This window comes from Brucella sp. NBRC 14130 (assembly GCF_040371715.1).
Classification (GTDB): domain Bacteria; phylum Pseudomonadota; class Alphaproteobacteria; order Rhizobiales; family Rhizobiaceae; genus Brucella; species Brucella intermedia.
Map to the genome: position 1 here is coordinate 258,553 of NZ_BAABTE010000001.1, position 25,256 is coordinate 283,808.

Genomic DNA, 25,256 nt, shown 5'->3' on the forward strand with positions numbered 1-25,256 from the left:
CATGGCGAAGTTGAAACTTGGTCCGATCGCAGATGACAAGCCGGTCAAAGTCACGGTGGAACTGCCTGCGAGTCTCCATCGCGACCTCGCCGCCTATGCCGAAATTCTCGGCAGGGAGGGAGGGCACGCGCCCGCCGATCCCGTCCGCTTGATCGTGCCCATGCTGGAGCGGTTCATTGCGACAGACCGAGGTTTTGCGAAGGCCAAGCGCCAACGGTCGTCTGCCTAGAGATTCTTGATTTCGATAGATGCTTGGCCAAGCTCAACAACCTGCGAAAAGCTGGATTGTCGTTCCGAGGGGACCACACCGCACAAAATGGCAGACGTTCTCCTTCAATAGGGCGATAGGCAACGCCAGGAAAGCAGGCAGCTGTCGTGGATTCGCTTGTAACCGTGAGTCCGCGGCCGAATGCCACCAAAGGTAATAGATTATCCCGCCCTACACATTGGGGCTCGATTTGCGGATGATGTCCTAGTTCGGCCAATCGCATCACGAGAAAATCGTGAATTTCCTGGCCTGGCGGCGCGTCACTGACAATAAACGTTGAATCAGCCAGATCAGTCCATTTTACTTCGGTTTTGGCAGTCAAGTGATGATGCTCGGGCAAAGCGACAAACACCTTCTCCGACCACAACTCTGCGGAGTCGTAATCCGGACGTTTGGAAGTTCCAGTTAAAAAGGCCACGTCAATTTCAAGGCGGCGGATAGCTGATAAGTGATCCGCGGGGCTGCCATCAATGAAGTCCATCCGAACCTGAACGTGATTGGTTCCATATGCTTGGAACAAGTCTGCAAGAAATCCCGATGCCAGCGAAGAAAATATGCCGATCCTTACCGATCCCAGGTCGCCTCGCGCGATGACTTGGATGTCTCTAGTTCCCTCCGTCAAGGTTCTGAGAGCCTTACGGGCGGCAGGAAGAAAGCGTTCACCAGCTACGGTAAGAGCTACGCCGGAGCAGTGGCGGTGAAAGAGCGAAGCGCCGATTTGATCCTCGAGATTACGAATTCGTCTACTGACGGAAGACTCCTGCACCGATAAGGATAGCGCCGCTTTGCGGAAGCTCCCTTCCTCCGTTGCGGCAACAAAGTATCGTAGGTGACGTAGCGCGATGGCATTCGGCATCTGTGTCAAGGAGGGACAAAGGGGTACTTCACACACAACTCGCTCCTTTCAGGCCCTGCGTCTACACACAATGCAACCAGCTATTTGGGGTTAGCGTGCGACAGCGAATCCCGGCGGCCCATCATGCAAATGAGCGTTTGCTGACCAATTGCTACGAGCGTTCGGCCATCAGCAGAGTCGGCAAACACTTCCAGTTGACAGATTGTGAGCGTCTTTCCGGCCTTGATCACTTTGCCTAGCGCTTCGAGTTTATCGCCTAGAGCCGGGTTCAGCAGATTGATCTTGAATTCCACGGTGAGAACCGAGCTGAACTCTGGGAAAAGCGTAAAAGCGGCATAGCCGCCGGCAGAATCCGCGATTGCGGAAGTTCCTCCTGCATGGAAATAACCGTGCTGCTGCGAAAGCTCAGGCCGGAAAGGCATCTGGACAGATACCAGTCCCTGGCGAATTTCGGACAGTGTCGCGCCCAAATGGCTCATCAGCCCCTGGCGACGAAAGCTGTCACGAACCCGCTGCTCAACGCTTGCGTCTACGGCACTGCCAATAACCCTTTTCATGACACCTCCGGAGCAATGACCCTTGATGCCAAAACTACCGGGAGGTGACGACATACTGGAGTGAAAAGCCCTGACAGGATGCTGAGAAAAACTCAGGTTCTTTCCGTCCACCATCGTCGTTGAAAGTTCTACTGGAGAGGGAAACCTGCCAGAATTTCGACTGGCGGAAACTGCACAAGCTCGATCGCCGTAATATGACCGTCGTGATGGTCGAAATTGCGCATCGCCGCTTCCAAAGCCATCTCCGGCTTTCCTTTGAGCGTTGCGACCGTGACATGAGGTACCCAACTACCAACCAAATGATGTTCGTGTATTTGCTGCCCTCGAACGGCTTCCGCGATATTCTCATGAAGTGCAAGGAGCGATTGAGTTACGACAGGTGCCAGAAAAACATAGGATGGGATCCCTGAAAATATTCCAAAGTGACTCATTTTTATTTTGAGCTGGCCAGTATTTTGGCAAGCTGCGGCGAGTTGCTGAATCATGGGATCAACGCGTTCACCGTCCTCTATCACTGCCAAGGTGATGTGTGGTGGATAGTCCAGCTGCTTTTCTGCGTTCGGAGCCCGAACGAGGAGATCTTGCCTTAACCGGTCTATTGTCTTGGAAAGGTGATCGTCCAATCGTGCAGCTATAGCCAATGGCATGGGTCCATCTGATCCTTGAAAGCGCTGGAAATTCATTGTGTTCCCGACATCGTGCATTTGGTTGGCCGGTAAGCGAGAGAGAAAGGCTCATCTTTGCATGATGAATTCTCAGCAGCGTCTCTCTCCATTCAATGACAGGTATGTATGGCCATTTTTCAGTATCGAGATGGCCTGCAAACGGATCTCTGGATGGAAACCGCAACACTTACCGGCCTCGCACTTTATGCTTTCGTGATGACGATCACGCCGGGGCCGAACAACCTGATGCTCACCACATCAGGCCTTGTCTTTGGCATGGCACGAACATGGCCACATATTCTCGGAATTCCTTTTGGTGTTGCCGTTCAATTGATGTCGGTCGGAGCTGGCCTTGGGGCTGTCTTTGCACTTGAGCCCCGTATCCAGATTTTTTTGAAAATTATTGGCACGGCTTACCTGCTCTGGCTTGCTTACAAACTCTGGCGTGCCGCCGAGATGCCCGATGCCTCTTTGGCAAAGCCGGTTTCTTTTTTCCAGGCTGCCGCATTCCAGTTCGTAAACCCCAAGGCCTGGCTGATTGCGGTAACCGTCATCGCGGCCTTTATTTCTCCAGATAACGGCTATCTGATCCAGCTTGTCTTTGCCTCAGCGATTTTCACCGTTGTCGGCATTCCATGCTTGGCGGTGTGGGCGGCCTTCGGGGCTGGACTGCGACAAGTGCTTCAAGATCCATCGAAACTTCTTCTCATAAATCGCAGCATGTCCGCGCTCGCGGCACTGACAGCAGGATTGTTTTGGCTATGAATTTTCTTTCACGCAAAGATCTCGAAAATCATGCAACTACATGGATCGAAGCATGGAACCGCCACGACGTCGATGCGGTGATCACACCATTTTCCAAGTCGGTTGTATTCGTTAGCCCGAGGGCGGCAATCGTGACCGGAGACGCAACGGTGCGAGGCCGAGATGCGCTTTATGACTACTGGACGAAAGCCCTCGCCGCCGTTCCCGACCTGGAATTTAGACTTGAATCCATCGCCTGTGACGAGAACGCGCAAACCGTTCTGGTCCACTACGTGTCGCATGCCGGTGGAAAGACTCTTCGAGCATGCGAACTCATGCGGTTCGAGAATGGACTGCAAGTTTATGGCGAGGCGTTTTATGGCGCGGATGTTTCGGAGCCGTCGCAATGAGACCCGTCGAACCTTCAAGCGAGAATTTCTATCGTTGGGGAAACGGCTGTTCGGGCTGGCGCCTGCTCGACCTCGAGCACCTTCAGGTGAGGCAGGAAACAATGCCGCCGGCGACGGCTGAAGAGCCCCATGTACATCGTGAGGCGCATCAATTCTTTTATGTGCTGGATGGGCAAATGACGATCCTCACCCCCATCGGCGTCACTCTCATTGGTCCGGGCCAAGGAATGCATATACCGGCCGGGCAACCGCACTGGGTCAGAAACGACGACGTTTCCGATCTTATATTCCTGCTCTCATCCAGCCCAAGTACATCCGGTGACCGCTACCCCGCCGACCCAACGAATTGGGGGGCTTGAGCTTGGATCGACGGCTATCGTCACGCAAAATTGCCTCTGGTGGTCAGGTTGTGCGATCAGCGACACTGTAAAACGGTCAGCAGCCCCATTTCGATATGCCCTTCGCTGAATTCGTGCACAACCTCGCCTTGTTCAAGAAGCTTGAAGCCTGAGCGCTCGGCAATCGCCTCAATATAGGCGGAGCCGTGGGAAAAACAGCCCGACCTGGCGAGTTCCGGGTTGATGCAGGGACCAAAGTCGAGACGGTCTCCTTTGTCATTTGGATAGACTGTGAAGGCAAACAGGCCTCCGGGATCCATGATATTGGCGACGCTCGGGAGGATTGTGGCCAGGTCTCCGAAATGGATCAGGACGGCCGCAGCCGCGACCGCATTAAACCGAAGCGAGGTGGCGGAGAGAAACGACGCCAGATCGTCACGGACAAGCGTGTCGTAAAGCGATTTTTGTCTCGCGACTGACAGCATCGCCCCGGACAGATCAATGCCCGCCAGATGCGCGGCCCGATCTCGCAGCAGGCCACCGACCAGTCCGGTTCCGCATCCCATGTCGAGGATCCGGTTGCCGTGTCGGGGCAACAGCCGGGCGAGGGCGTCGCCGACATGGCGATGCGCCAGATAACCGTCCGCCCGATCCCAATCGCGCGCCCTGGATGAATAGAGTTGGTCGAGCTGCGCCGCGGAAGCTCTTGAGGGGACCGGCCCCCTGTTCATCTGAGCCAGACGCATCCGGGCGCCATCAACGTCGTCCGGATTTTCGCCCAGATATCTCTCCAGATGGGCGGTGGCCTCTTCATGATCGCCGGCATCGACCAGCAGATCCCCGAGCAGGAAGCGGGCGCCGGCATGGCCGGGCGCGTGTGACAGGCACCGGCGCAAGGGTTCGATTGCCGAGCCTCTGTTGCCCGTATCGGTCAATGCGACAGCCAGGTTGTAAAGAGCGTTCGGATAAGTCGGGCGGCAGGCGACGGCGTTCTCGAACGCGGCGATCGCTTCCGGCAATCTGCCGTGCTTCCGCAGCGCAATGCCGAGATTGTTCCGGGCCGTTGCGTCGTCGGGTTGAAATTTGGTCACCGCTGTCAGCGTTTTGATTGCTGCCGCAGGCCTGCCTTGCGCCATTTCGATCGGGCCGAGAAGGTGCATCGCGTCGACTGGCGACGGGTCTTGCGCACAGATAGTGCGGCAGATGCTTTCGGCCTCGCCGAGGCGACCGGCGCCATACGCCTCCAGCGCAAGGCTCAGATCAAAGATGGCGGCTGCATGGGTCATGGGTGGTTCTCGCCATTGGCAACCCTCAGCTAGCCAGCTCGATCTGGTAGGTCGCCATCGGCCTCAGCGTCGCCACGCGGTCATACAAGTGCCGGGCGGCCGCGTTGTCCTCGGCCGTTTCCCAGTAGAGACGCCGCCAGCCCTCCTGCCTGCCCAGAACCTCCAGATGTTCGATGAGCCTCGTTGCAATGCCCCGGCCCCTGTGCAGGGGAGAAACCCAAAGGTCTTCGAGATAACAGACGAGGCATAGCGAGAATGTGTGGGGATGGAGAATTGTGTGCGCCAACCCGACCGGTTCCCCGGCCCGAAACGCGAGCCAGGCATTCATCGGTGAGGAGGGATCGAGAACGCGCTGCCACAGCCCGGCGATGACCGCTTCCTTCATGTCCCCGGCGCCGAAATGCACGCGGTTTTCTGCCCAGAGTTTTTCCCAGTCGCTTCTGTCTGCGTGGCTTGCGGCCTTGATCGTTATCGTCATGTCGTTGTCCCTGGAGTTGCTTCATCGAGCAGAAGGCCGGGCGCGTCGGCCGGGATCTCGCCCGCGCGCAGCCAGCCAAGCGCGAGTGGCCACAGGCTGTCCCTGAACCGGTCATGGAAAAAGGCGAAGTGTCCGATGGATGATACGCCGATGTCGGCTGGGGCAATGCGCCAATGATGTCGGTGGCTGGACGTGAAATAGGCGAGCAGCCGGTCGAGGGCTGCCGGGGTGCCGTGCGGATCGTCTTCAAGGCCAATCGCGAGTATGGGTGCCGTCACCCTGGCGAAGCGTCTTTGCAGGATGACAGATTCCCGCTCCCCACCGACGAAAAGATCCTGCCGCACGGCGTGCTCGAACCGGGCCTTCATCCGGCTCCAGTCCCGGACCACGCCTGCGGGCGTGTCCTCCATCCAGCCAAGCCGTTCGGCCGGAAAGTAGCCGAACATCCGGGTCAGCAGCGGCATGACGATGTGCCACTTGATATACATGCGCCGGCGTTCGGCCTCGCCGTAATCCCGCCAATAGGCGAATTGGGATCCGACGGTAAGAATGCGTCCTATCCGCCGGCTCGAGGGCGCAAGCCCGATGGCAAAGCCGCCGATCGAATGGCCGACGACATGGATTTCGCGCCCCGGAAAAGTGCGTTCAGCGTATGCGAGCGCTGCCTCCAGATCGTGCGCGCCCCAATCCACCCAGTCGGCACGGAATCCACGCAGGGATTTCGGCCGGGATTCGCCGATCCCCCGGTAATCGAAGGTGAGCACATCGAATCCGTTGAGAAACAGGTAGTCGGCGAAGCGCGAGTAGTAGCGGCACTTTACAGACGTCGCGGCGCTGATGATCACGATCGGCCGCGCGGCCGCAACATCGCTGTGTCGCCATAAAAACCCGCCGAGAAGCCGACCATCGTCCGTTTCCAGGCGCAGAGGCGAGGCCTGGCCTGCCACCTCCCGGACGCTGGCGATTTCTGTCTCATGTCCGGGGTTGATCACGCTCGCGCCCCTCGATTGTTGCTTTCAGGTATCTGTTTTTTCTTCGCCCGGATGGAGATTGTCGAATGAGCATCCCTCCATATGGCGTGAGAAGCACTCATTTGTTTTCGTTCTCGATTGCAGGTTCTTTTGCTGAAAAGCTTGAAATCAGCCAGGGAAAGTCGATGTATCCAATCGTTAGTCTCCGAGAACTGCCGCTTAAGACACAATCGCATGGTGGAGCTTATGAAGCGCACATGGCTGCCGTCGCGGCACCGTTTGGCGCTAAGCGACTTGGCGCTCGCTACGTTGAAATTCCCCCGGGCAAAAAGGCTTGGCCCTTTCATTGTCACCACGCGAATGACGAGCTCTTTGTCATTCTGGCCGGGGCCGGCGTGCTGCGATATGGCGAGGAAGAACACGACGTAAGCGCTGGTGATGTCGTCGTTTGCCCCGCCGGTGGCGTTGAAACAGCTCATCAACTGCGGGCAGGAGGCTCCAAACCGCTGCGCTACCTAGCGGTCAGCACAATGAATGAGCCCGACGTCCTGGAATATCCCGATAGTGGCAAGGTGGCGGTTTTCGCGGGATCCGCGCCGGGTGGTGAAAAAGCAGCCCGAAGCCTGGAACTAACCGTGAAGAAAAATGCTGCTGTCGGATATTGGGAGGGGGAGGAATGAAGCGGAGTCAGAACAAGAGAAGTGCACTTTTCGCCATACCTGCGAGTTGGATGCAGACACTTCTCATTGCGGCCGCTTTGTTGCCGACATCAGCGCTCGCAATGGAAATGACGAGTTCGTCCTTCGAGAATGGAGGAATAATACCTCTGCGCCATGCGCTTAACAGTTTGGGTTGCGAAGGGCAGAATATTTCTCCTGCTTTGCAATGGCGTGACGCTCCTCCAGAAACGAAGAGCTTCGCTGTCACAATGTTTGATCCGGACGCGCCTACAGAAAGCGGTTGGTGGCACTGGATTCTCGTAAACATCCCCGCGGATGTCACCAGCTTGCCGGAGCGATCCCAACCCAGAGAAGCGCTCTCGACAAACACCGACTTTGGCATCTCCGGGTATCGTGGCCCATGCCCACCAGTTGGTGCCCAGCCGCATCGTTACGTGGTTACGGTGTATGCGCTTGATGTCAGCACACTGCCATTGGCGGTTACCTCTTCTGGCGCAATGGCCAGTTACATGATCAATAGCCACGTGCTCGCGAAAGCAAGCATTGCCGGTTATTTTGGACGCTGAGACAATAACCGTTTGAAAAAGGCTGAAGACAGACCGGTGGCGGACTCGCAAGGCGCAACGGCAGGACGTCTGGTCATTCGCCAGCTTTCCAGCCAAGACACGGCGCATCTGGCGCCGCTCCTTAACGCTTATCGCGCAGAGATGTACCCCGCCTCAGAGACAGAGAACCTCCGTCAGGACGCTGCCACCGCCTTGCTGTCGAGCCAGACGGCCGAGGTGATAGGCGGTTTCCTGGACGGCAAACTGTCGGCATTCGCCGTTTTCTTCGATCTGCCGGAAGCAATTTCAAACGGACGCGCCGGACAGCTCGACGACCTCTACGTGGCTGCTGGCGCTCGCGGCCAGCGTCTGGCGCAAGAAATGGTCCAGGCGGTAGCATTGATCGGCAGAGCGCGCGGTTGGGTTCATCTGAGATGGCTTGTGCCAGAGGACAATGCAGCTGCGCTTCGGACCTATGAGCGCTTTGCCAAAGCAGCATCCTGGAAAAGCTACGTGTTGTGGTTGGGCGATGGCGGCTCTTGGTGAGGCAGAGCATCCTCAATCTCCTAGTCACCAGGTTTGCGAGCATCCACCTCATCGGGGCCGTTCGTTTTCACCCCTGCTGAAGGGTCATGATCTTCGCGACAGATAGAACGCCATGGCGGCCGAACTTGCGCCGAAAACACATGTGCCGGTCCAACCCCAGGCGGCATACGCAGCGCCTCCAACGCCGGCGCCGACCGCCCCCCCAGCGAGCATGGTCGCCATGAACACCGTGTTAAGCCGGCTGCGGGCGGTCGGGTCGAGTGCATAGACACGCGCCTGGTTCGCAACCTGCGAGGACTGTACGGCAAGGTCCATAACTAGGATACCGGTTACCAAGCTGATGAGGGAACCTTGCCAAAGCCCGAAGACGATGAAAGCGAGCGTGACGAGGCCAGCGCCAACTGACACGACGACGGCGGGTCCGCGTCGATCCGTAAAGCCCCCGGCAACTGGCGCGGCAAGCGCTCCGCAGACTCCGACAAGCGCCAGAAGGCCAACCGCCGTGCCACCAAGCTGATAAGGCGGTTCGGATAGTAACAGCGCGAGATTCGACCAGAAGCCGATAAAGGCTGCGAAAATCAGGAATTGCACTGCGACTGCTTGCCGGAGAACACCATGCGTTCGGAGAAGCGTCCATAAGGAACCAAGCAGCCGCAGATAGCTCAAGTCAGTTGTTGGCGGCACACGAGGCAGCCAGAGCGCAAGTGCCACCTCAATTACCGTCATCATTGCCGCCGAGAACCAGAACACGAAAGGCCAACCCCAAAGGTCCGAGATTGTGCCACTCACCGTGCGGGCAAGCAGGATGCCGATCAATATGCCGCCCGTCACTTTGCCAAGAATGCGTCCACGCTCGGAAGGTGGGGCAAGATGCACAGCGAGTGGAACAATCTGCTGCGTGACGGTGGTGAATAATCCGACAGCGAGACTGGCGACCGCCAGCCACACAAAACTTGGAGACAAGGCCGCACCAATCAACGCCATCACCAACGCAACGAAAGTACGGAGAATGAGAGATTTGCGCTCCAGCCGGTCTCCGAGTGGGGCGAGAAGCAACACGCCGAAGGCATTACCTGCCTGGGTGAGAACCGGCACGATGGCAGCGGTACCCGCGGCCAGCCCAAAATCTGCCGTCAGATGACCGAGAAATGCCTGATTATAGTAACTGTTGGCGACGGTCGCACCCGCGCTGACCGCGAGAAGGCGTACCAGTGCAGCGGACAAATGTTCAGATAGGGAGCTATTCGGTTTCATAGCAGCCGCTGGCCCGGATGTACTCGATCAGGGTGCGTTCCAGATTTCTGCCCCCAAGTGTAGCAATGTTCGGCATGACAATACGCCGGGTGGTTTTATGTCTGTCTTTACAGAAGGAAGTGATTGGCTGGCGGTTTGGATGAGACCGGAACTCAGCCTTCCGATAGTCCACATTGACGAGGAGAGGTCCTGACCACAGCAGCGTTGGTGTTGAGATATCGACGTCTTTCCAAGGTAAGGGCTTGCCGCCAAAATACCGCCCGACGATGAGGCCGTTGGCCTTAAAAACATACATCGGGCCACGGCTCCGGCGGCACCTGAACACCCCAAGCAGGAGCACCAGCGTCACTGCTATAAAAAAAGCTGTGGGGATGGCCGCCGTTGCAAACTCTGAAAGTGAATTGGCTTTGAAAGAGGCGATGGACATGCTGATCGCACCCAACAGAAACGGCAGCGTAAAGAAAAGAAGCAGCGCCGCCCGCCAATAGGACAAGTAGATCGGAAAATCAGGAAGATGCGTGGCGTTGGCGGGTTCCTCCGGTGCCATTATCGTTTCTCTCGCTCCGCTGGTCGGCATGTCTTTGCGGCCTCTGCCAGCATCCAGGTCCTGACATTCCTGATGCGGCGGTCGCGCTCAAGGGCCGGCGGATAGCAGAGGTAATAGCCTGCGTTTGCCGGCACTTGGTGCGGCATGATCGGGCCGAGCCTTTCGGCGGCTATGTCGCATGCGGCAATTTCGATGCCCGCAAAGGTAATTCCTGCGCCGTCGATCGCGGCCTTGAGGCCAAGGCCCGAAGAGTCGACGATTGTGACTGCCGCAGGGCGGGTCGGACCGCCCGGCAGCGTTTCGTTCCAACGCTGGAAGTCCTCGCGCCGATGCTGGGACAGAAACAGGTTGGTTTGCGAGATGGCTTGGCGAATATCGATTTCGTCATTCGTTTGCCAGTCATCCGGACGGCCGAGCAACGTTACATTTTCGTCGAACAGGCGCTCGGAGAGAACACCAGGCCATTGCCCAGAACCATGACGCACAGCAGCATCTGCAACGCCGGCGCCAAGATCGACGGCGGTTTGGGTCGTAGAGATCAAAAGTTCGAAGCCGGACCTCGCAAATGGATAGGACGCCATCCGTGGCGACAGCCAATGAACCGCGAATGTCGGCAGCATGGACAGGCGCAAGGGACCAAGCTTCCGTTCCTGCTTCACTGTCGCGACAGCCTGAATGATCCGCGTGAAGCCGACGGTGAGATCCGGAGACAACAGTCGTCCGGTCTCCGTCAGTTCAAGGCGCGGTCCGACGCGGCGCATCAACTCTACCCCGAGCAGATCCTCGAGGATCCTGAGTTGATGACTGACGGCGGAGGGCGTCACGCCGATTTCTTCGGCCGCATCCTTGATCGACATGTGGCGTGCGGCGGCCTCGAAAGCGCGCAGGGCATTCAGCGGCACGGACAATCGCATCGTTTCGGTCATGGCGCGCTCGCTCTCGTATTTTCCGTCCTCGCCGGATGCCGCCGTTCTCCTCCTGCACTTGGCATCGAACAACGAAATCTCAGCTTTCTCTGAGGATTGCTCACTCGCCAGGCACGGATGTTGGGTGACAATAGGGTGTCTTTCAAAGGGGCCAAATTGCTATGAGTGACGTGCTTGCTTTCGATGATCGCGATGGCCTGATCTGGCTCGATGGAGCACTCGTTCCCTGGAACGAAGCCCGGCTCCATGTCATGACCCATTCGCTGCATGCCGGCGGGGCCGTATTCGAAGGAATTCGGGCCTATGACGGAGGTATATTCCTGTCCAACGCGCATTTCTCCCGCTTCCAGCGTTCTGCCGAGATCGTCGGGTACACGCTTCCCTATTCTAGCCTTGAGCTCGTCAAAGCATGTGAAGCCGTTCTCTGGGCGAACGAATTGAAGGATGCCTATATCCGTCCCATCGCCTGGCGCGGCAGCGAGAGCGTGACGGTGGCCGCCCGCAACGCCACTATCCACGTTGCGATTGCCGCCTGGGATTGGCCGACGCCGGCCGCCGAGGGAAGGAGCACGACGGGTATTCGCCTTCAGCTCTCCTCCTGGAGGCGTCCGCGTGCCGATACGGCGCCGACGGCCTCCAAATGTTCCGGCCTCTACATGATCGGCACGCTCGCGCGGCATGCCGCAAATGACGAGGGTTTCGACGATGCCCTGCTGCTCGACGTCGACGGAGATGTTGCCGAAACGACCGCGACGAACATCATACTGGTCGAGGGTCGCAAGCTCGTGTCCCCGGTAGCAGACTGTTTTCTCGACAGCATCACCAAACGCCATGTCTTCGCTCTCGCGCAGAAGGCTGGCCTGGAACTCGAGGAGCGAAAAGTCTCGCTGGAGGAGTTGTGCGCGGCAGATGAAGTCTTCGTTGTCGGCACTTCGATCGAGATCCAGCCCGTCGTCGAACTCAAGGGGCCAGCGATTGGAGCCCAATGGAGCGTTGGCCCTCTTACCCAAAGCCTCATCGACAACTTTCAGAACTCGGTTCGCCAACAATGTCCCGCATAGGCGGACACCCTTGCCAAAAGGGCCGGGTTTCGATGCATTCTCCATGTCGTTCTTCTCGGAGCAAAAGATTTTTCGTGATAGCCAATACTATTTGATGTTACACTTCCCGTAAAATGCAAAAGCGTAACATGACACTATCGGGCTACTCACATGCGTCTACAATCACCCTGGCAACCTCGCCTTACTGGTGACATGGACTCTCCATGCGATCGGCTCGTCGCCGCCGTGTCGGAGGACATCGCAGCCGGGCGATTGGAGGTTGGAGACAGGCTTCCGGCCCACCGCGATCTTGCCTGGCGTCTCGGCATCGGCCTTGGCACGGTGACGAAGGCCTACGGAATCTTGGAGCGGCGTGGCCTGCTGCGCTCGGTCAAGGGACGGGGCACGTTCGTGGCCGTTACCGAAGCCCGCAGAGGCGACGTCATCGATCTTTCGCGCAACGCGCCGCCCGCCGTCATCAGCGAGAGGCTTCTGTCCCGATCTCTCAACGCGATCGCCAGGCGTATCGACGCGGATGTTTTCAATACCTATCCGCCCGTAACCGGGCATCAGAGGTTCCGCCAAGAAATGGCGCGCTGGTTTCGCCGTCTCGGTCTGGACGCCGACCCTGCCTGCCTGCTTCTGACCAATGGTGCGCAGCACGCGCTGTCCGTCAGCCTCTCCACGCTCTGTGGTCCCGGCGGTACGCTCTATGTGGAGGATCAGACCTATCCCGGTGTGATCAACGTTGCGCGCCATCTTGGCGTCAAGCTCACTTCAATTGCTATGGATGACGAAGGCATGCTGCCGGATCAGCTTGAACGGGAACTCGCGCCAAGTCGCGGCAACGCGGCAGTCTATCTCACGCCGACGATGCAGAACCCGACCACGAGTTCGATGACCAAAGCGAGAAGGAGCGCGATCGCGCAAATCTGCCGCAAGTTCGGCATCATCGTGATCGAGGACGACGTTTATGCCCTTGCGCCCGACCCTGACTATCCGCCGATCGCGAGCCTTGCGCCTGAGCATGTCTTTTATATCAACAGCCTTTCGAAGACCCTCAACCCGGCTTTGCGGATTGGCGGTCTCGTGGTTCCGCCGGTATGGCTGGATCGCGCGGAAACCGCGATGCATGCCAGCGGGCTGATGATCAGTCCGCTGAGTTGCTCAGTCATGGAACAATGGCTTCTCGATGGAACGGCCGATGCCATCAGCACGGCTATACAGGAAGAAGCCATTCGCCGCCGTGCGATGGCAACGGACTTGTTGGGGCAAGCTGTACGCCAACCTGTCCATGTCGGTTATCATCTGTGGGTTCCGCTAGGCCATTCCCATGCCGGGGCACTCGAGACTGCGGCGAAGGCCTTAGGCATTCTGGTTACGCCGCCGTCTTCAACCTCCGCAAACGGCATTAGCTCCGGAATCCGTCTTTGTATCGGTGCGCCATCCTCTGAAGATCTTGAGCAGGCGCTTCCCGCGATTAGGCGCATAGTCGATCGCTTCAGGATCGAGACCGGAGCAGGGACGGCCAGAAATACCAGACCACTGCTGCCACTACGATAAGACCACCTGCGATCGCCGATTTCCCCGGATCTTCGGCGAAGGCCAACCAAACCCAAAGCGGACCGAGAACCACATCCAGAAGTGCGATCAAAGCCGACTCCGACGAAGCGACATGGCGTCCACCTGCAAGAAATAACAGGAATGCGAGCGCGGTCGTGAGAAAGGCCAGCATGAATATCAATCCGAGCGCACCGCCCCCCGGAAGCTGGCCGGATGAGAATGGGAATGCCGCGATCGCACACAACGCTGCCCCCGCGGCATTCACGTGAATGAGATTCAGGGCTCGATTACGGCGTGTGACGATGAGAAGCGCGCCAAAGCTCAGCGTCATTGCGAAGGCCAGCAAGTTACCCTTGATATCGCTCGCCGCCAGTGCCGTGCCTGCAACGAACACGATCCCGATCATAGATACCGTGCTCGCCATCAACAGGCGTCGCGAGGCCGCTTCCCGACCGACCGCGAAGGCCAATGCGGCTGTCACGAAGGGAAGTGTCGCGTAGATGATCAAAACGTTTGCGACCGTCGTCATCGTGAGTGCGGCGACATAGCAGAACATTGCGGTGGCGGAGAAGTAGGCGGCCAGGCAGAAGCGCCAGTCGAAACGCACCGCTTCCGCCGACCTTGCGATGGCGATGGCAACAAGGCAAAGGCAGGCGAAGAGAGAACGCCACAGGATCATATCCCAAAGCCCAAGATCAATTGCGCGTACGAACAGGCCAGCAAGGCTCCAGAGCACGGTTCCTGCGCCAACCAGTATCAGACCGTAGACGCGCCGCTCCCCACTCTGTTCCTCTGACCGCCGCATCTCAGAAATAGAACCAGGTCAGGCCAAACCCGACGGCAATGACAATGCCGCGCAGGATGGTAGGATTGATCCAGCGAGCGAAGCGCGCACCGAGATAGCCGCCCGCAATAGCGCCTACCAGAACCGCGAATGCAGGCCCCCAGGCTATGATCCCTGTGGCAATGAAAACCGCGACCGCGAGACTCGAGACGATTGTTGCCAGTGCATTTTTTACCGCGTTGGCCTCGTTCACGTCGCTAAGCCCGATCAACGTCAGAACAGCCATGAGCAGGATACCGAGGCCCGCACCGAAATATCCGCCATAGATTGCGACGAGCAGATCTGTCGCAAAGATGACTGGCCTCGGCAGCATTCCGGGGCGGTCCCTTCTTATCCAGGAGCGTAGCCTAGGGCCGAGTGCGAACAGGATCGTCGCGACAAGCAAAAGCCATGGTATAAGCTGGCGGAATATTGCATTCCCAGTGATCGAAAGAAGTACCGCGCCGATAAGGGAACCGAGAACGAAAGCAGGCGCGCTGGATTTCAATCGCCCTGCATTCCGGCGCAATTCCTCCCGATAACCGAACAGGCTGGTCGCATGTCCAGGCCAGATCGAAATCGCACTTGTGGCATTGGCGACGACCGGAGGAACGCCAGCCGCAAGGAGCGCCGGAAAAGTAAAGAAAGTGCCGCCCCCGGCGACTGCATTGCAGGCTCCGCCCACAAGACCGGCGGCGACCAAAAGGGCCGTGGTATTCATATCCATACCTGATCAACCCCGCTCTTCGAAAGCCAGCCGGACACCGAAGGCGATCAGGACCGAGCCAGTCACTCCATCGACGCCACGCGCGAATAGTGAACTATGGAAAACGCGCGTGAATGGCCGCGTCGCCGCCGTGATGGCCGCGAACCAGATGAGCCCCATAAGCGCATGAATAACCGCCAGGGCCATGCTGAACATGACAACCGGGACATCCTGTGGAATGAACTGCGGCAGGAAGCTGACGTAAAACACGCCGACTTTCGGATTGAGAAGATTGGTCATCAGACCGCGCCAGAACCAGTTGGCACTTTTATTGACCGATTTGCCTGCCGGCACGCTGTAAAGCGCCCCTCCCTCCTCGACGGTTCTGCGGATTGCGCTCCGGATCATCCGCGCGCCCAGCCAGATGATGTAGCCAGCGCCGAGATATTGAAGAAGCCGGTAGCCGACTTCCGATACGGTGAGAACGGCTCCGAGACCCGCCGAAGCCAACAGTCCCCACGCCAGAACACCTGTTACGACCCCGGCGCCAGCCTGCATGGCCTGCTTGCCGCCCTCAACGGTGGCAGTGCGCAAGACCATGGCCGTGTCCAGCCCAGGCGTAATTGTCAAAAGAGCGGCGGCGATCGAAAAGGCGGCAACGGCGGAAAAGGAATCCATGTCAGGACCTCAGGCCAGCGCAGAATGCACCGAAGAGCATCCGCCCCTGGTCCCAGATACCGAGGCCGCTTGCGCCGTTGATATGACCGCACGGGCCGATCTCGACGAAACCGGCGTCCCATTCCTCGGCGCGTTCTTTTACATAGCCAGGGGCGGCATAGGGATCGTTGGCGCTTGCGACGATGAGGGCCGGGAACGGCAGACGATGACGTGGCGGATTTGCGAAGCTGGCCGCTGCTGCCGGGAATGCAGCGGAAGCAGGATCAGGGACTGCGACCAGAAAAGCCCCCATAACCCGCCCCGCGATCATCTCTGCCGCGTGCGCGACGAGCAGGCCGGCCAGACTATGCGCGACAAGAACAGGCGGCGATGGCGAATTGTCGATTTGCCGTTCCAGCGCGTCTTGCCAGTCTGCAAGTCCAGGCTTCTCCCAGTCGGAAGGATGGAACCGGGTAAAGCGAGGATCTGACGCTTCCCAATGCGTTTGCCAGTGGGTTTCACCGGAACCGCCGATACCCGGCAATGTGATGAATGAGGTCATTCCGCCGCCCTTCTATTGTTGGGAAAGATCCATGGAGGACTCATAATTGGCGTCGGGAACATCCTTCGTAATCGCCTGCCCGCAAATCACGGCCTGACGCACGCTGTCGTAGGTCAGGACCGGGCTCCCGTGCAGGCTCCAGCCCTGGTTGAGGGCCTCAGTAATGCGGTGACAGAAGGCAGCGTCATCAACGCCGGTCAGCAGACGATAAACTCTCATCGCGAGGATCCCCAGTTTCCTGCTCGAAATCATAAGCATCTCCGGGAAGCGCTAAACTGAAGTCATCTCAGCCGATCCGCAGTATTTCTCATTTCGCCATTTCTTGGACCGGCGAGCAGTGCGTAGTACGCAAGGGACATGAACGAGATGTCCGACGGCTCCGTAAGGGTTACGGCGCTATGCCTTTTGGAAGAGGATCCACTCCTTGCCGCTTCTCTACGGGATTGGCCGGAGGCGGCCGGCGCTCTTGGTTGGCGATGGGAGACATTCGTCGGCGAGGAGCTCATCAATCCATTTTGCGGCAGCCCGACAGATCATGAACTCGACGCCTGCACACGGTGCCTGTTACGATTCGGTCGCCTGAGTTTTCTTTCCTCGGACGCCGAGCCATTCCGCTCGGCCGGCCACCAATTGCTGGAGACTGGTAGTCGACCCGATTTATTAGGCCGTATGCGCAAGCTGCTGCTCAAAGAGCGGCTTTGGCTTGTCTCGGCGGATCATGAAGTTGCGATGAGAGAGGCATATTTTGCCTACGGGCGATGGGACTTCGGACACCAGCCAATGCTGGTGATGGAGAGGGGCACCAAACCCGCCCCAGATGAAGCTGATTTCCTTGTGGGTCTCCTCGCGGGCGACGAACGAAGGTTGCGGAGAAGGCCGCGCGGCATGTTCGCCTGGGTCGCGCCCTTGGTGGATGGCGTCGGCATCCTCATCGCTCCCGCCAGAATCGGGGACCAAGAAAGTCTTGCACGGGATTTCATGGCGGATCACTACACGTGAGGAACGTCTTTCCCACGACCGGACAAAATTTCAGCGATCAAGCAGGTCGCTCGCCCTAGCCGACAGGGGGCACCCCTTCTCTGCAAGCCGTTTGATCGCGTCGCGTGAGATATCCCTGTTGCCCGTGTTGCCGACGAAGCTCGACAGAGAATCCGAAAACTCCAGCACGATGTTGGCCGTCCCGACAGTTTGTCGGTAGTCTACACGGGAAACCACGTCATAGGGTTTCCTGCGCCGCCTGATTACACGGCACTCGATATGGTCGGCGTGCAAAATAAGCGTTGGCTTCAGGTCGCTCGATGACCAGCAAATCCAGGGTACGCTTCGCCAGCCCGAAAATGCGGCGACCAACGGAATATTCGCGACCTCTCCTGCGGTCTCGATCCTGCTGTGCCTCACCGCCGACAGGCGGCTCTTGATGTAGAGAAATATCGTCAGCCAGCCGACACCGATAAGCAAGACGATGGCGAAAATGAAAATCGTGGCTTCCGCTTTGCTCATCCGTGCTGGCCTGCCGTTTTGAGCCTTGGGGGAGACGCGCATTTTAAGGGACGCATCTTCCAGCCGATCATCTCAATAATCGTAGTTTTCATATTCGCGGGTACTCAGTTCATCGTCCGGAATGAATTCTTCTTCATCGAGCGTGAACGCAACCCAAGCCCGCATATGGAATGTGAACAGCGGCTCGTCTACGGCCCTGGCAAGGGCAAGAGCGGCGCTGCGGGCCTCTCTGATCGACCAACCTGTACTGTTGAGGGTCAACCAGGCTTCCTTTAGACGACCGCTTTTAAGGTACTCTCCGAAAACCTGGTTCAGCGGCGCATTCGCGACAAGCCAAGGCGGCAGTTGAGATGCCCCATTTCTCAGCCACGAGCGCCCGTGCTCACTGAGCTCGAAATAGGCGACATCATTTGTATTCTCGTCAGATAAACCGGACAGGCTGATCGCCGACGGCGCAGCCCGTCGTTCGCCGATGCCAATGGGCACGCGTCCAGTATACGCGGCGAGCTTGTCCAGCTTTTCCGGATCGTCACCGAATTCGAGGGTATGTGCGTCTATTTCAGCAAATTGACGACCCGAAATCCCGGCCGCCTTACGAAATGACGCTATTTCTCCCGTCTCATCGTCCCCATCCGTGTAAACGAGCGCCCGGACCAATAGCCAGTTCGCAAATTGCTCATCATCAAGAGCGATCTCCTCCAGCAGGAATTGGTCCTCCGGGCCTGCGCAGACATAGCGTCGGATATCGTCCGGCTCGTCACAGAACCAGCGCATCCAGATCCCTTCATATTCCGGTAAGCTACCATTCGAGGTGATGGGAATGAGAGCGGGCGGGCAACCATAGTATTCGGCAGGCTGACCGATCAGAAAGGTTTCTTTCAGGTATGAACCGAGCCGGTACTGCCGGAGCCACAATGGGGCGCTCAATTTCTGGAGGAGTACGTCATATCGATCGAGCATGAGCATCCACTTTTTACGAAACCCTCAGTTCGATATTGCTAATTCACCTCAGTGAACACTGAAGTCTTCTCAGTTCAGATGAAATAACCCTCATTCACAAATCGAGCGTCAGAAGAGCGCGACGGAACTCCTGTTCGCTGAGCACCACTTCGCTGGCGCCGAGGGCACAGGCGTGGTCCAGCGCGCGCGATGTAAGGCGCTGCGCTGCCTCGACGCTTTGCGTCAGGGGAAATCCGCGTGCGAGCCCCGCGACGATCAGCCCGGCAAACAGATCGCCCGTTCCCGGAAGCGCGACCGGCAGGTGCTCCACCGGATGACGGCTTGCGCCGGCGGCTCCGAAAACGATGCTTTCAATGTGGCCGGCGGCCGTATCGTCGAGCGCGCACCCCGTAGCGATCAGATGGGCTTCCGGCGCGATGTGGAGAAAGGCTCGTGCGGCTTTGAGGTCCGCCATGGTCGCGATCGGCTGTCCGGTCAACCAGCTCAGTTCGAACGGGTTCGGCGTGGCGATGTCGGCCATCGGCAGCAGACGGTCGCGCATGACGTCGGCGATCGCCTCCGGTACATAGAGGCCGGGGCCCGTGTCGCCCATCACGGGGTCGCAGACATACGTGAGGCGCGGATTGATGGCCTTGGCCTCGGCCACGAAATCCGCGACCATCAGCGCTACGTCGAGCGAACCGATATAGCCGGTCAGGATGAAATCCGCGCGTTCCGGCAGGCCGCGCTCGCGTACGCCCTGCAACAGGTCCGAGAAGAATTCCGGCGGCAGTGCCCGGCCACGCAACGTCGGATAGTCGGGCGTGTTGGAGAAGATGACCGTCGGGATCGCCGCCACCTCCAGCCCAGCCGCGAGCATCGGAAACACGGCCGCGGAATTGCCGACATGGCCGAACACGACCTGACTCTGGATCGATATCACGAAAGGTGGAGAGGTCATGGAGTGCCGTCCAGTCTCTTGCGCCAATCCTCCACCCGACCGCTCTTGAGCCGCCGCACCGCATATTTCCGCCAGCCTTCGGCCAGCACGTCGAGGGCTGCGATGCCCTTCAGTTCGTCCAGGTTCAGCCGGTCGACATAAAGCGCATGCCAGAGCCGGTGGAGCGTCCAGTCCGGCGCGACGCGGTCCACCAGTTCAAGCCGATCTCCCGTCTTCACGAGTCCGTCTTCCAGCACGCGATAATACCAGCCGGTGCGGCCGCTCTGCTGCACGCGGCGGGCCATGTCAGGCACCTCGAAACGATGATTGAGTTTCCAGCAGGGCTGTCGCCCCTGCGAGACCTGCAGGAGCGCCGTGCCCAGCCGGAAAACATCCCCCACTGCGACGGTGTTATCGGTCGGGCCCAATGCCGAGATGTTCTCGCCAAATCCGCCGGGAGCGCCAAGCGCCGGCAGATCGCCGAGTTCTTCACGCCAGAGCGGATAATGATCCAACGGGTAATGATGCACGGCCTTTTCCACGCCGCCATGCACCCTTCGATCCGCCTGCTCGTCGCCTTCGAACCCTTCCTGGCCGAGGCGAAGCGGCCTTTCCACCGGAGACTTCATGATGCCGCTTTGCGCGTCGGTTCCCGCCAGCGGACTGGCGCGCCCTGTCAGAAGGGTGATCACGGTCATGCCGGCAAGTCCTGCAGCCATGCCCGGAGCATGGATTGGCCGGCATGCCTCAGCGCCGGACCGTGCGCGATGGCCTCGCGACGCAGGCTGGCCGGGTCGATGCGGGCCTCAGCCAGTTCCACGCTGTGGCCGATGAGCCAGCGCTCGAAGGCGGGCAGTTGGCCTGCTTCGGGGTGGAATTGCAGCCCCAGAACAGTTGCGCCCATTGCAAAGGCCTGGGCCGCGCAGGCGGCGGTGCTGGCGAGACTGTCCGCTCCATCCGGGATATCGAAGGCTTCGCCGTGCCAGTGGAGAACCGGCACATCCCGCAGGTGGCGAAGCGGGCTGTTGATGCCGGCCTCCGTCAGCGCCAGGGCGGAAAAGCCGATTTCCTTGCGGGGCATCGGGGCGACCTTCGCGCCGAGCGCCGCCGCCATGAGCTGCGCGCCAAGGCAGATGCCGAGCGTCGGGCGGCGGCCTGCCAGACGCGGGGCCAGCCACTCAAGCTCTGTCTTCATGCAGGGATAGGTTTGCGTGTCATTCACCCCGATCGGGCCGCCGAGCACCACCACGAGATCGGGGTCGCGCGAATCCGGCAAGGCATCGATGCCAGCTTCGGCATGGTTGAGACGGTAGCCTTCTTCCTCAAGCACCGGGCCAAAGCTGCCAAGGTCCTCGAAAGCGAGATGGCGCAGAATCAGGGCGGATTTCGACATGGGGGCCTCTTGCGTTTTTCCATGTGTCTCGCGAATATCCGGCCTGAACAAAAGTGCCAGTTTCGTAAATTTGGATAGGCCGGTTGTCATGGCATCGGAACCGCTTGCGCTGGATATCGAGAAGGAGCCTTCCGGCCCGCTGTTTCTGGCGATTGCCGACGCGATCACCCGCGACATCATGCGTGGCCGCCTGAAGCCCGGGGCCCGTCTGCCGGGGACGCGGGCGCTGGCGCGCGAGCTCGGCGTTCACCGCAATACGGTTGACGCCGCCTACCAGGAGCTCATGACGCAGGGCTGGCTCCATGCCGAACCCGCGCGCGGCACATTCGTCGCCGAGGATCTGCCCGACCGCTTGGCGGAGCCGGTTTCGGTGTCCGTGCCCCCTGAGCCCGCAACCGTCCGCCCGCGTCTGGCCTTCAGCGATGGTGCTCCCGATCCCAGGCTGGTGCCGGACAAGGCGCTGGCGCGCGCCTTCCGCCGGGCATTGCTGTCGCCGGCCTTTCGCGGCGGGGCGGATTATGGCGATGCCCGGGGCACGCCGGCCCTGCGTCACGCGCTGTCGTCCTATCTCGCCACGGACCGGGGCGTGGTCGCCGATCCGGCGCGGCTGCTGATCACGCGCGGCAGCCAGATGGCGCTGTTCCTGGCGGCCAGGGCGGCGGTGAAGCCCGGTCAGGCGATTGCCGTGGAAGAACCCGGCTACCCGCTGGCCTGGGAGGCCTTCCGGGCCGCGGGCGCTGCCGTCCGGGGCATTCCCGTCGATGCAGGCGGGCTTTCGGTCGCGGCGCTTGAGGCGGCGATTGAAAGCGATCCGCGCATCGCGGCGGTCTATGTCACGCCCCATCACCAGTATCCGACCACGGTCACCATGGGGGCGGCGCGGCGACTGCAGCTTCTGGACGCTGTCGAGCGGTACGGCATCACGCTGATCGAGGATGACTACGATCACGAGTACCGCTTCGAAGGGCGCCCGGTCCTGCCGCTTGCGGCCCGGGCCCCGGCGGGCCTGCCGCTGATCTATGTGGGCTCGCTCTCCAAACTGCTCTCGCCCGGTATCCGTCTCGGCTATGCCATGGCCCCGGAGCCGTTGCTTACCCGCATGGCGGCCGCGCGTGCGGCCATCGACCGGCAGGGCGACGCGCCGCTTGAGGCCGCGCTGGCGGACCTGATCCGCGACGGCGATCTCGGCCGCCATGCGCGGAAGGCCCGTCGCATCTATCGGGCCCGGCGCGATGTCCTGGCGTCGGCACTGTCGGCCCATCTGGGCGGGCGGATCTTCTTCGATCGGCCTGCGGGCGGGCTGGCGCTGTGGCTGCACTGCGAGAATGTCTCCGCCGACGCCTGGGCGGAGCGGGCCGGCGTGGCCGGGCTTGCGCTGCTGCCCGGAACGCACTTCGCCCTTGATCGCGCCGCGCCGCAAGCCCTTCGTCTCGGCTACGCGGCGCTGGACGAGGGGCAGATTGCCCGGGCGGTGGATATCCTCGCCCGAAGCTTGCCTGATTGAGCTACTCGGCCGCCATGGCGGTGTCTTGAGGCCTGGCGGGCGCCACATGCATCCCGAGCCGTTGCAACAGGTCGTGGTCCCTCCAGGACGCAGGATTCCCGGTCGTCAGCAACTGATCGCCAACGAAAATGGAATTCGCGCCGGCAAGGAAGCAGAGCGCCTGCAACTCGTCGCTCATCCCCGTGCGGCCGGCTGAAAGCCGCACCACGGAGGCCGGCATCAGGATGCGCGCGAGCGCCACCAGGCGGACGAGCGCGAATGAATCAACCGGCCTTGCGGTTTCCTGCACCGGCACGCCCTCGACTGCGTTCCACAGGTTGACCGGCACACTGTCGGGATGGGCTGGCAGGGTCGCGAGCGTCACCAGCATGGCAATGCGATCCTCTTCCGTTTCGCCCATGCCGACGATCCCGCCGCAACAGACCCTGATGCCGCCCTTGCGGACATGCTCGACCGTCTCCAGCCGGTCCGCCATCGTCCGCGTGGTGGCGATCTCGCGATAATAGTCCGGCGAGGTATCGATATTGTGGTTGTAGAAATCGAGCCCGGCCGCCTTCAGCCGCGCCACCTGATCCGGTTTCAGCATGCCGAGCGTCATGCAGGTTTCGAGCCCGAGTTCCGAGACGCCCTGCACCATGGCGCAGAGCTTGTCCATGTCGCGGTCCTTGGGGCTGCGCCAGGCAGCGCCCATGCAGAAGCGCTGCGCGCCCGCGTCCCTCGCGCGCCGGGCGGCTTCCAGCACATCGTCGGTCGCCATCAACTTCGTCGCCTTGACGCCGGTCCGGTGGTGGGCAGATTGCGAGCAATAGCCGCAATCCTCGGGGCAGCCGCCGGTCTTGATGCTGAGAAGGCTCGCCGTCTCAATCGCGGTCGGGTCGAAATGGGCCCGATGCACGGTCTGCGCCCGGTGGATCAGGTCGGGAAACGGAAGGGCGTGGATCACCCGCGCCTCGTCCATGGTCCAGTCGGTTCTGATCTTCTCGCCAGTCATGCCACGCGACCCTTGAGGCGGCCGAGGCCGGTGATCAGGGAAACCGCCAGCGCGATCTTGATCAGATCGCCGAGGATGAACGGGGCGAGGCCGGCGGCGATCAGGCCGGTGGCCGGCACGAACAATGCGAGCCATGCCAGGCCGAAGGCATAGACCACGGCGAGACTTGCGAGCATCGCCAGCGCCAGCCGCATCGGGCCATTTCCTTCGGCCAGCCGGCCGATCACGAGGTTCGAGAGCAGGTAGCCCAGCAGATAGCCGCCGGTCGGCCCCGCCATGTAGGCAAGCCCGATCCCGCGCGCCGGCGAGCCGGAAAACACCGGCAGGCCCATCGCCCCGGCGGCTAGATAGGCGGCCATGGCCATAAAGCCGAGACGGGGACCGAGCGCCGCGGCCAGAAAGAACACCGCAAGCGTGTGCAGTGTCATCGGCACGGGCCAGAACGGGATCTGCACCTTGGCGCCGATCGTGATCAGCACAGCGCCGAAGAGCGTAAGGGCTGCACCGCGCCAGAGCGATGCCGGGCGGGTCAGGGTGGGGGTGAGCAAGGCCATGAGGCGGTTCTCCGAAGATAGGTTTCGACGCTATCTATAATTTCGGAGACACCTCCATGCCTTCAATACAGATTATAGATAATCAACCAGGAATCTCATAAGTCTCTCTGAGATCGGCATTTTTTGATGTCGGCTTGCGCTTGCCGATCCAGCCGACATGGCGTGCTAGCGTTGAACAGGCAAACTCGGGTTGACCCTTCCGCAGGGCATCGAGGATGGCACGGTGGTCGTGGTCTGTGCGCGCCTCCCAGTCGCTGCGCCACGCGGCAAACAGGAAGCGTGCGCTTGCCGCCTGCAGGTCGTCGATCGTGCGCAGCAGGCGCGGCATGTGGCACGGCGCCAGGATCAGATGATGAAATCTGCGGTTCGCGGCCTCCCAGTCGCGGACATTGCCGGCGCGATCGCCATGCCGGGTAACCTCTTCTGCCTCATCGAGAATTGCCCGCGTCAGGTTCGGCGCAGCATGGCGTAGGGCTAGCGATTCGAGGCTCGCCCGCATCTCGGCGACCTCGCGCAATTCGGCGATATCGAACTCGGTGACGCGGAACCCGCGCCAAGGCTCGCTCTCCGCCAGCCCCTGCTTTTGCAGCGCGCGAAAGGCCTCGCGCACCGGTACGTGGCTGGCGCTGAACTCCGCCGCGACATGATCCTGCCGCAACCGCGCGCCGGGCCGTATTGCGCCCGATATGATCCGATCCGCGAGAATACGCGCGATCCGGTCGGAAATGGTCTCGTCTGTCTCTTTGGTCATAGATTATAGATAATCGATGTCACATATGAAGTCGACGTTAGTAGCTCGAATTGGACCTAGGGTACGGCGAGCGACGAACTGGCTTCGGTTTGTTGAGGCGCAAGCATTCGACCGTCATCATCGGCCGCGCTATCGGGCACCTTTATGTGCTCTATCCCAACACCAGCGGCTAAATTCGCCCATTCTGGCGGCAAGCAACCCCAAGAGAAGGCCAGGTCCCGATCACTGTTCCGACCTCAGCACGTTGACAGCAGCACTAAGG

At 60.0% G+C, this 25,256-nt stretch carries 33 protein-coding genes; 11 read left to right on the top strand and 22 right to left on the bottom strand.

Translation table 11 applies throughout. The annotated features are described in order from the left end of the window. Window position 1 precedes the first annotated feature (1 nt). Entirely contained in the window at window positions 2–229 is a 228-nt protein-coding gene (locus tag ABWW28_RS01195) for a DUF2274 domain-containing protein (RefSeq protein ID WP_292059632.1), read from the top strand. On the opposite strand, the gene ABWW28_RS01200 is transcribed toward ABWW28_RS01195, so the two are convergent. From ABWW28_RS01200 to ABWW28_RS01210, 3 genes are all read right to left on the bottom strand, one after another. Further along, window positions 174–1,160 (bottom strand): LysR family transcriptional regulator, encoded by a 987-nt coding sequence (locus tag ABWW28_RS01200; protein WP_353389946.1) that lies wholly within the window; start codon window positions 1,158–1,160, stop codon window positions 174–176. The genes ABWW28_RS01195 and ABWW28_RS01200 overlap by 56 nt on opposite strands. Window positions 1,161–1,204: 44 nt before the next feature. Continuing rightward, on the bottom strand, window positions 1,205–1,681 hold the full coding sequence (locus ABWW28_RS01205; protein WP_159599678.1) for a PaaI family thioesterase: 477 nt from the start codon (window positions 1,679–1,681) through the stop codon (window positions 1,205–1,207). Window positions 1,682–1,809: 128 nt separating this feature from the next. Then, window positions 1,810–2,364, bottom strand: coding sequence for a 2'-5' RNA ligase family protein (locus ABWW28_RS01210; RefSeq protein WP_353389950.1), 555 nt, complete (start codon window positions 2,362–2,364; stop codon window positions 1,810–1,812). Window positions 2,365–2,472: 108 nt separating this feature from the next. Here ABWW28_RS01210 and ABWW28_RS01215 point away from each other — a divergent pair, with 108 nt between their 5' ends. Genes ABWW28_RS01215 through ABWW28_RS01225 form a run of 3 tightly spaced genes read left to right on the top strand, consistent with a single transcriptional unit; the run spans window position 2,473 to window position 3,859 of the window. Next, window positions 2,473–3,111 (top strand): LysE family translocator, encoded by a 639-nt coding sequence (locus ABWW28_RS01215; protein WP_353389953.1) that lies wholly within the window; start codon window positions 2,473–2,475, stop codon window positions 3,109–3,111. Beyond that, window positions 3,108–3,500 (top strand): nuclear transport factor 2 family protein, encoded by a 393-nt coding sequence (locus ABWW28_RS01220; RefSeq protein ID WP_200334634.1) that lies wholly within the window; start codon window positions 3,108–3,110, stop codon window positions 3,498–3,500. The genes ABWW28_RS01215 and ABWW28_RS01220 overlap by 4 nt, the downstream gene beginning before the upstream one ends. Further along, window positions 3,497–3,859 (top strand): cupin domain-containing protein, encoded by a 363-nt coding sequence (locus tag ABWW28_RS01225; RefSeq protein WP_200334636.1) that lies wholly within the window; start codon window positions 3,497–3,499, stop codon window positions 3,857–3,859. The genes ABWW28_RS01220 and ABWW28_RS01225 overlap by 4 nt, the downstream gene beginning before the upstream one ends. 56 nt (window positions 3,860–3,915) lie before the next feature. On the opposite strand, the gene ABWW28_RS01230 is transcribed toward ABWW28_RS01225, so the two are convergent. From ABWW28_RS01230 to ABWW28_RS01240, 3 genes are read right to left on the bottom strand one after another with little or no spacing between them, the layout of a single operon-like run. Continuing rightward, a complete protein-coding gene (locus ABWW28_RS01230) occupies window positions 3,916–5,124 on the bottom strand; it encodes a tetratricopeptide repeat protein (RefSeq protein ID WP_353389956.1) in 1,209 nt (402 codons plus the stop codon). A gap of 25 nt (window positions 5,125–5,149) precedes the next feature. After that, the gene (locus ABWW28_RS01235) at window positions 5,150–5,602 is read right to left on the bottom strand and encodes a GNAT family N-acetyltransferase (protein ID WP_353389959.1); all 453 of its coding nucleotides are present in this window, start codon (window positions 5,600–5,602) and stop codon (window positions 5,150–5,152) included. Further along, complete coding sequence (locus ABWW28_RS01240; RefSeq protein ID WP_353389962.1) at window positions 5,599–6,594, bottom strand: alpha/beta hydrolase family protein; 996 nt, start codon at window positions 6,592–6,594, stop codon at window positions 5,599–5,601. Before ABWW28_RS01240 ends, ABWW28_RS01235 begins: the two co-directional genes overlap by 4 nt. Before the next feature lie 65 nt (window positions 6,595–6,659). On the opposite strand from ABWW28_RS01240, the gene ABWW28_RS01245 reads away from it, so the two are divergent. From ABWW28_RS01245 to ABWW28_RS01255, 3 genes are read left to right on the top strand one after another with little or no spacing between them, the layout of a single operon-like run. Continuing rightward, entirely contained in the window at window positions 6,660–7,253 is a 594-nt protein-coding gene (locus ABWW28_RS01245) for a cupin domain-containing protein (protein ID WP_353389965.1), read from the top strand. Then, the gene (locus ABWW28_RS01250) at window positions 7,250–7,819 is read left to right on the top strand and encodes a YbhB/YbcL family Raf kinase inhibitor-like protein (protein ID WP_234187011.1); all 570 of its coding nucleotides are present in this window, start codon (window positions 7,250–7,252) and stop codon (window positions 7,817–7,819) included. Before ABWW28_RS01245 ends, ABWW28_RS01250 begins: the two co-directional genes overlap by 4 nt. Before the next feature lie 36 nt (window positions 7,820–7,855). Then, window positions 7,856–8,344: a GNAT family N-acetyltransferase gene (locus ABWW28_RS01255; RefSeq protein WP_247870312.1), complete on the top strand. Its 489-nt coding sequence runs from the start codon at window positions 7,856–7,858 to the stop codon at window positions 8,342–8,344. 84 nt (window positions 8,345–8,428) lie between these two features. Here the strand turns inward: ABWW28_RS01255 and ABWW28_RS01260 are convergent, their stop codons facing one another. From ABWW28_RS01260 to ABWW28_RS01270, 3 genes are read right to left on the bottom strand one after another with little or no spacing between them, the layout of a single operon-like run. After that, entirely contained in the window at window positions 8,429–9,598 is a 1,170-nt protein-coding gene (locus tag ABWW28_RS01260) for an MFS transporter (protein WP_353389968.1), read from the bottom strand. Beyond that, a complete protein-coding gene (locus ABWW28_RS01265; protein WP_353389971.1) occupies window positions 9,585–10,145 on the bottom strand; it encodes a hypothetical protein in 561 nt (186 codons plus the stop codon). Before ABWW28_RS01265 ends, ABWW28_RS01260 begins: the two co-directional genes overlap by 14 nt. Beyond that, on the bottom strand, window positions 10,145–11,143 hold the full coding sequence (locus ABWW28_RS01270; RefSeq protein ID WP_353389974.1) for a LysR substrate-binding domain-containing protein: 999 nt from the start codon (window positions 11,141–11,143) through the stop codon (window positions 10,145–10,147). Before ABWW28_RS01270 ends, ABWW28_RS01265 begins: the two co-directional genes overlap by 1 nt. Before the next feature lie 89 nt (window positions 11,144–11,232). On the opposite strand from ABWW28_RS01270, the gene ABWW28_RS01275 reads away from it, so the two are divergent. Further along, on the top strand, window positions 11,233–12,132 hold the full coding sequence (locus ABWW28_RS01275) for a branched-chain amino acid transaminase (RefSeq protein WP_353389977.1): 900 nt from the start codon (window positions 11,233–11,235) through the stop codon (window positions 12,130–12,132). Window positions 12,133–12,324: 192 nt separating this feature from the next. Further along, window positions 12,325–13,674: an aminotransferase-like domain-containing protein gene (locus tag ABWW28_RS01280; RefSeq protein ID WP_353389980.1), complete on the top strand. Its 1,350-nt coding sequence runs from the start codon at window positions 12,325–12,327 to the stop codon at window positions 13,672–13,674. Here the strand turns inward: ABWW28_RS01280 and ABWW28_RS01285 are convergent. From ABWW28_RS01285 to ABWW28_RS01305, 5 genes are read right to left on the bottom strand one after another with little or no spacing between them, the layout of a single operon-like run. Further along, window positions 13,613–14,479: a DMT family transporter gene (locus ABWW28_RS01285; RefSeq protein ID WP_353389983.1), complete on the bottom strand. Its 867-nt coding sequence runs from the start codon at window positions 14,477–14,479 to the stop codon at window positions 13,613–13,615. The two genes, ABWW28_RS01280 and ABWW28_RS01285, sit on opposite strands and share 62 nt — an antisense overlap. 1 nt (window position 14,480) lies before the next feature. Further along, a complete protein-coding gene (locus tag ABWW28_RS01290; protein WP_353389986.1) occupies window positions 14,481–15,218 on the bottom strand; it encodes a sulfite exporter TauE/SafE family protein in 738 nt (245 codons plus the stop codon). A 12-nt stretch (window positions 15,219–15,230) separates the two neighbouring features. Next, window positions 15,231–15,881 (bottom strand): LysE family translocator, encoded by a 651-nt coding sequence (locus tag ABWW28_RS01295; protein ID WP_353389987.1) that lies wholly within the window; start codon window positions 15,879–15,881, stop codon window positions 15,231–15,233. Between the two features lies 1 nt (window position 15,882). Beyond that, window positions 15,883–16,422, bottom strand: coding sequence for an RBBP9/YdeN family alpha/beta hydrolase (locus tag ABWW28_RS01300; protein WP_021238932.1), 540 nt, complete (start codon window positions 16,420–16,422; stop codon window positions 15,883–15,885). Window positions 16,423–16,434: 12 nt separating this feature from the next. Beyond that, a complete protein-coding gene (locus tag ABWW28_RS01305; RefSeq protein ID WP_353389991.1) occupies window positions 16,435–16,641 on the bottom strand; it encodes a DUF1737 domain-containing protein in 207 nt (68 codons plus the stop codon). A 138-nt stretch (window positions 16,642–16,779) separates the two neighbouring features. Here ABWW28_RS01305 and ABWW28_RS01310 point away from each other — a divergent pair, with 138 nt between their 5' ends. After that, entirely contained in the window at window positions 16,780–17,421 is a 642-nt protein-coding gene (locus ABWW28_RS01310) for a hypothetical protein (protein WP_353389994.1), read from the top strand. A 30-nt stretch (window positions 17,422–17,451) separates the two neighbouring features. On the opposite strand, the gene ABWW28_RS01315 is transcribed toward ABWW28_RS01310, so the two are convergent. The 5 genes from ABWW28_RS01315 to ABWW28_RS01335 all read right to left on the bottom strand — a co-directional run bounded on the left by ABWW28_RS01315 (window position 17,452) and on the right by ABWW28_RS01335 (window position 21,194). Then, window positions 17,452–17,922 carry a hypothetical protein gene (locus tag ABWW28_RS01315; RefSeq protein ID WP_353389997.1) on the bottom strand — a complete coding sequence of 157 codons (471 nt, stop codon included), beginning with the start codon at window positions 17,920–17,922 and terminating at the stop codon, window positions 17,452–17,454. 72 nt (window positions 17,923–17,994) lie between these two features. Continuing rightward, entirely contained in the window at window positions 17,995–18,882 is an 888-nt protein-coding gene (locus ABWW28_RS01320) for a hypothetical protein (RefSeq protein ID WP_353389999.1), read from the bottom strand. 94 nt (window positions 18,883–18,976) lie between these two features. Continuing rightward, window positions 18,977–19,822, bottom strand: a complete 846-nt coding sequence (gene pdxY, locus ABWW28_RS01325; RefSeq protein ID WP_353390002.1) for a pyridoxal kinase — start codon at window positions 19,820–19,822, stop codon at window positions 18,977–18,979. Continuing rightward, a complete protein-coding gene (locus ABWW28_RS01330; protein ID WP_502904568.1) occupies window positions 19,819–20,520 on the bottom strand; it encodes an MOSC domain-containing protein in 702 nt (233 codons plus the stop codon). Before ABWW28_RS01330 ends, pdxY begins: the two co-directional genes overlap by 4 nt. Then, window positions 20,496–21,194, bottom strand: a complete 699-nt coding sequence (locus ABWW28_RS01335) for a glutamine amidotransferase (RefSeq protein ID WP_353390008.1) — start codon at window positions 21,192–21,194, stop codon at window positions 20,496–20,498. Before ABWW28_RS01335 ends, ABWW28_RS01330 begins: the two co-directional genes overlap by 25 nt. Window positions 21,195–21,282: 88 nt before the next feature. Between ABWW28_RS01335 and pdxR the strand changes: the two genes are divergently transcribed. Further along, window positions 21,283–22,698 (top strand): MocR-like pyridoxine biosynthesis transcription factor PdxR, encoded by a 1,416-nt coding sequence (pdxR, locus tag ABWW28_RS01340; protein ID WP_353390011.1) that lies wholly within the window; start codon window positions 21,283–21,285, stop codon window positions 22,696–22,698. Between the two features lies 1 nt (window position 22,699). Here the strand turns inward: pdxR and bioB are convergent, their stop codons facing one another. The 3 genes from bioB to ABWW28_RS01355 all read right to left on the bottom strand — a co-directional run bounded on the left by bioB (window position 22,700) and on the right by ABWW28_RS01355 (window position 24,994). Further along, the gene (gene bioB, locus ABWW28_RS01345; protein WP_353390013.1) at window positions 22,700–23,689 is read right to left on the bottom strand and encodes a biotin synthase BioB; all 990 of its coding nucleotides are present in this window, start codon (window positions 23,687–23,689) and stop codon (window positions 22,700–22,702) included. Continuing rightward, window positions 23,686–24,243, bottom strand: a complete 558-nt coding sequence (locus ABWW28_RS01350) for a biotin transporter BioY (RefSeq protein WP_353390016.1) — start codon at window positions 24,241–24,243, stop codon at window positions 23,686–23,688. Before ABWW28_RS01350 ends, bioB begins: the two co-directional genes overlap by 4 nt. A gap of 82 nt (window positions 24,244–24,325) precedes the next feature. Continuing rightward, window positions 24,326–24,994: a GntR family transcriptional regulator gene (locus tag ABWW28_RS01355; protein WP_353390019.1), complete on the bottom strand. Its 669-nt coding sequence runs from the start codon at window positions 24,992–24,994 to the stop codon at window positions 24,326–24,328. Window positions 24,995–25,256 lie beyond the last annotated feature (262 nt).